Origin of the sequence: Spongiactinospora gelatinilytica, assembly GCF_003236385.1 — a bacterium.
In the GTDB taxonomy this organism is placed as follows: domain Bacteria; phylum Actinomycetota; class Actinomycetes; order Streptosporangiales; family Streptosporangiaceae; genus Spongiactinospora; species Spongiactinospora gelatinilytica.
Genome location: NZ_POUA01000489.1, coordinates 1 through 4685, shown reverse-complemented (window position 1 = coordinate 4685; position 4685 = coordinate 1). Strand labels below are relative to the sequence as shown.

General features: G+C 70.3%; 6 protein-coding genes. 4 read left to right on the top strand and 2 right to left on the bottom strand.

Annotated elements, in window-relative coordinates:
- Positions 1-310 precede the first annotated feature (310 nt).
- A complete protein-coding gene (locus C1I98_RS35455) occupies positions 311-1156 on the top strand; it encodes a collagen-like domain-containing protein (protein WP_199537465.1) in 846 nt (281 codons plus the stop codon).
- On the opposite strand, the gene C1I98_RS43345 is transcribed toward C1I98_RS35455, so the two are convergent.
- Positions 1119-1553, bottom strand: coding sequence for a hypothetical protein (locus C1I98_RS43345; protein WP_199537464.1), 435 nt, complete (start codon positions 1551-1553; stop codon positions 1119-1121). The two genes, C1I98_RS35455 and C1I98_RS43345, sit on opposite strands and share 38 nt — an antisense overlap.
- A 220-nt stretch (positions 1554-1773) precedes the next feature.
- Here C1I98_RS43345 and rsgA point away from each other — a divergent pair, with 220 nt between their 5' ends.
- From rsgA to C1I98_RS35435, 3 genes are all read left to right on the top strand, one after another.
- Positions 1774-2667 (top strand): GTPase RsgA, encoded by an 894-nt coding sequence (gene rsgA / locus C1I98_RS35445; RefSeq protein WP_111171677.1) that lies wholly within the window; start codon positions 1774-1776, stop codon positions 2665-2667.
- A gap of 137 nt (positions 2668-2804) precedes the next feature.
- A complete protein-coding gene (locus C1I98_RS35440; protein WP_111171676.1) occupies positions 2805-3314 on the top strand; it encodes a GNAT family N-acetyltransferase in 510 nt (169 codons plus the stop codon).
- Between the two features lie 79 nt (positions 3315-3393).
- Complete coding sequence (locus tag C1I98_RS35435; protein ID WP_111171678.1) at positions 3394-4017, top strand: DJ-1/PfpI family protein; 624 nt, start codon at positions 3394-3396, stop codon at positions 4015-4017.
- Positions 4018-4054: 37 nt separating this feature from the next.
- Here the strand turns inward: C1I98_RS35435 and C1I98_RS35430 are convergent, their stop codons facing one another.
- The gene (locus C1I98_RS35430; RefSeq protein ID WP_306461943.1) at positions 4055-4393 is read right to left on the bottom strand and encodes an SDR family NAD(P)-dependent oxidoreductase; all 339 of its coding nucleotides are present in this window, start codon (positions 4391-4393) and stop codon (positions 4055-4057) included.
- Between the last annotated feature and the right edge of the window lie 292 nt (positions 4394-4685).

The window sequence follows — 4685 nt, the reverse complement described above, 5'->3', positions numbered from 1 at the left end:
GGTTGCTGGTCGGCACTGTTGCCCTCCAGGTCGGGGCGGGGGGGGGCGTGCGTCGGCGCCACCCCGTCGTTGTTCGCCCCCCGATCAGCACCTGATTATCCCGATGGTCGCTGAGGGTGCAAACGCGAGTGTGTGACGGACTTGTGATGTTTGTCGGGACAACCGTTGGAACGGTACAAACGTGTACTTCTTGCTCATACTCACCAAGGGAAGCCTCGGCCACCGGGGGCGCTCGGTTTCTCTTCAGTCTCCGGCGGCATATTGATTCGGCAGCCGCCGAGGCGCGCAAGTCTTGAAAGAGGTATGTCCAGTGGCTCTCAAGCTGCCTGGCGGACGGTCTCTCGCTCTCGCCGCGTCCGGTGTTCTCGCCGGCTCGCTCGTGGTGGGTGGTTTCGCGAACGCCTCCTCGGCCGCGTCCACCGCCGCCGCGTCGAACGTCATCTATGCGTGTGTCAACAAGTCCACGCAGGTCGTACGGATCGTGGGCGCCAGGACCAAGTGCAAGCCGGGCGAGACCCGGAGCTCCTGGAACCGGCAGGGGCCGAAGGGCGCGGACGGTGAGGGCGGGCTGGGTCCGATGGGCGCGACCGGTCCCAAGGGGCCGAAGGGCGACCCGGGCGCACAGGGCCCGAAGGGCGACCCGGGCGTGCGCGGGCCGCGCGGACTGCAGGGCCCGGCGGGCGCGAAGGGCGAGCCTGGCAAGGACGGCGTGGACGGTGCCGATGGCAAGGACGGCAAGGACGGCGCACAGGGTCCGCAGGGCGAGCGCGGCGAGAAGGGCGAACGTGGGCTGCAGGGTCCCAAGGGCGACCCTGGCGAGGGCGGCGGCACCCTCCGGATCCAGGTCCGGTCGGACGAGTTCTACAGTTCCTCCGGCGATTCGGTTTCCTGCCAGTCGAACGAGGTGGTGACCGGCGGTGGCTACCACCTCAACACCAACAAGCGGGTCGCCGTGACCGGCAGCTACCCGTCGGGCAACGGCTGGTCCGTGAAGCTCGTCGTCAACGGCGAGGGCCACGACAACGACCTCGCCGCGAACGCCACCCCTAGCCCCAGCCCCGAGGCCAAGGACAAGGGCAACAAGTCCCTCAGCAGCGGCGGCGGCCACAACCCCAAGGTCAGCGGCACGGTCTACGCCCTCTGCGCCAAGAAGTAACACCCGAACAGACGGGCCGCCGCTTCAACAACAAGAAGCGGCGGCCACCCCGCCAAACCCCCTGACCCACCACATTCCGAGGACCAAGCCGAGCACCGACCCAATGGGTGCCTCCACTTGGAGGAAAGATCCCGGTACGCCGGTAGTAGTCGCGCTCCACGTTCTCGTAGTCGGGGAAGAGGCGGGCGATCTTCGTCGAGCCGTTCAGCAGGGACCGGGGGACGTCGACCGAGATGAGTGCGTCGATTTCGCCGGATTCGAGCATCGCGCCCAGGGTCTCGCCGTCGGCTGCGTGCCGTACGTCCACCCCGTCCGGCACCGGCTGCGGGACCCGGTCGAACGTGGGGATGGGGTGGTCGGTGCCCCCGATGACCCAGCGGCACCGATCGAAGGTCACGCCGTACTCGTCGGACGATGCCCTTGAGCCACACCCCCGCGTCATGGCCGAACAGCGCGAACTCGCCGATCGTCCTGCCGGTGAGATTCTGCGGCCTGGTGATCCCCACCGCGGTGTTCACGAAGACGGCCGAGTGCCGGAAGTTGCGGTTCGGGAAGATCGGCAGCGCCATGAAGGGGCGCGCCTTCCACGTTACCCTTGCACAAAGGGCCTTATTCCATTGTCTTTCCATCATTCTTCTGGTGATGGCCTGTCCGCGTACGGCTGGGACGCAGGGCTCGAAGAGTCATTCGCCTCCCACCGCTCGGCGGGGCTCGTTCCCGCCCGGGTGGTCGGCGTCGGTCGCGGCGCCTGCGACGTCATCACCGAAACCGGCCCGCTGCGGGCCCGCCTCGCGCTCCCGGAAGCGCTGGATCCGATCTCGTCACCCTGCACCGGCGACTGGGCGGCGCTGTCCCTCGGTCACCAGCCGGAGCAGCCAGCGCTGGTCGCGTTGCCGGCGCGGCACGGCGTCATCGTACGGTCGTCCGCGTCGCGCTCCTCGCACGGACAGGTGCTGGCCCCAGGCGCCGCCACCGGCGAGGGCATCGACGTGCTCAGTGCGATGATCACCGGCGCCGTGGTGCTGCTCGGGCCGTCCGGGGCGGGCAAGTCCACGCTGGGCAACACGTTGCTGGGTACCGAGACCCTGGAGACCGGCGCAGTCCGTGCGCAGGACGGCAAGGGGCGGCACACCACGGTCCGCCGCCTGCTGGTCCCGCTGCCCGGCGGTGGCGTGCTGATCGACACCCCCGGCCTGCGCGGCGTGGGGCTCATGGACGCCGACGAGGGCCTGCAACAGGTCTTCGCCGACATCGAGGAACTGGCCCTGGGGTGCCGGTTCGGCGACTGCGGCCACGACTCCGAGCCGGGCTGCGCCGTCCAGGCCGCCATCGCCTCGGGCGACCTCGGCGAGCGCCGCCTGGCCGGTTACCGCAAGCTCCAGCGCGAGAACGAGTGGGCCACCTCACGCAACGACGCGCGGCTGCGTGCCCGGCACGGCGACCGCAAGAAGACGATCACGCGCTCGCTGCGCGAGACGTACGCCTTCCGGGACCGGCAGCGTCGGACGTAGCCTCGGGCGCGGGTCGCCGGGCCACCATGCCCCGTGGCCCGTGGCCCGTGGCCCGTGCCCCGTGGCCCGTGGCCCGTGGCCCGTGGCCCGCGCATCATCCCGAACCTTCCCCTAAGCACAGAGAAAGGCGACTCATCATGTCGTCCAATTGGATCACCCGGCCCGAGACCCCGCAGGACGTCCCGCTGATCCGCGAAGTCGCGCTCGGCGCCTTCCCCACGCCGCTGGAGGCCGACCTCATCGAGGCGCTGCGCGTCGATCCGGCCTGGTCACCCGAGCTGTCCATCGTCGCCCAGGCCGCGGACGGCACCGTGGCCGGGTACGCGCTGCTCACCCGCTGCCACGTCGACGACGTGCCCGCCCTGGCGCTGGGCCCGTGCGCCGTGCTGCCGCGCCACCAGGGCAAGGGGGCCGGCTCGGCCGCCATCCGCGCGGGGCTCCAGGCCGCGCGTGACAAGGGCGAGAACCTCGTCCTCGTGCTCGGCCACGCCGGCTACTACCCGCGCTTCGGCTTCACCCGGGCATCGGCGTACGGGATCCGTCCCTCCTTCGAGGTGCCGGACGAGGCGATGATGGCCCTCGTCTTCGACGAGACCGTCCCGGTGCCCGCGGGCACCATCGTCTATCCGCCGCCGTTCGGCGTCTGACCTGCACCGGGCCTGTCCAGGGATCTTCCTGGGCAGGCCCGGCCAGGCCGACGTTCGGGCGGTGGCTATGCTGCGGCACATGGACATCGTGATCCCGCTCTTCGACCGATTCGAGCCGCTCGACGCGATCGGGCCGTACGAGATCTTCGGGTACATGCCCGGGGCCAACGTGCGGTTCGTCACGGACGAACCGGGCCCGGTGCAGGACGTGCTGGGCGCCCTGCCGGTCCACGTCCCGACCAGGTACTCCGAGGTGGAGAGCTGCGACGTCCTGCTGATCCCGGGCGGGGGCAGTCACCTGACCATGATGGACGACCCCCCCTTCCTCGACTGGGTGCGCCGGATCCACGCGGGCACCCGCTTCACCACCTCGGTCTGCACCGGCGCCCTGGTGCTCGGCGCGGCCGGGCTGCTGAAGGGCCTGACCGCCACCACTCACTGGAACGCGATCGCCGACCTGGAGTCGTACGGCGCCGTCTACACCGCCGAGCGGGTGGTCCGGCAGGACCGGGTGATCACCTCGGCCGGGGTCTCCTCGGGCATCGACATGGCCATCCAACTGGCCGCCCTGCTCACCGACGAGGTGACCGCCCAGGCGATCCAGCTCTACACCGAGTACGACCCGGAGCCCCCGTTCGACACCGGCTCGGTCGCCAAGGCCCCCGCCCAGGTGATCGAAATGGCCCGTGCTCTGGACGGGTAGCCGCGCTGCCTTGCCCCCTCAGACCGCGGCGGGGGCGTCACACCCCCAGTTTCGCGCCGCCGGTGGCGTCGATGTACTGGCCGGTGACCCAGCGGGCGTCGTCCGAGGCGACGAAGGCGATGATGTCCGCGATGTCGTCAGGTGTGCCGAGCCGTTTGAACGTGGAGGCGGCTCGCGCCGCGGCCAGATGCTCCTCGGTCAGCGCTGCGTTCATGTCGGTTTCGATGACCCCGGGGGCGACCGAGTTGACCGTGATGTCGCGTGAGCCCAGTGCGGCGGCGAGGGTGTGGGTCAGTACGTTCAGCGCGCCCTTGGTCATCGAGTACGCGATCGTGCCCGGAGTCGCGACCCGGGTCACGCCCGACGAGACGTTGATGATCCGCCATTAACGAGATCCCGGCCCGGACGCCCTCCACCCCCACGCCCAGCCGCCGGGCCCACGAGCGGCTGCGCAGGTACACCGCGGCCAGCGTGGTGAGCCCGATCACCACCAGATCCACGACCGCCAGCAGCCAAATCCACCCGGGCACCTCCCGCCCATGCCCGGCCTGGTCCGCGAACGCGACCACCTGAACGACCCAGAGCAGCAACGACAGCGCGGCCTGCGCGAACATGATCCACCGAGCGGTCCCAAGCCCCCGCCGCGCCTTCTCCACCTCATCCACCAC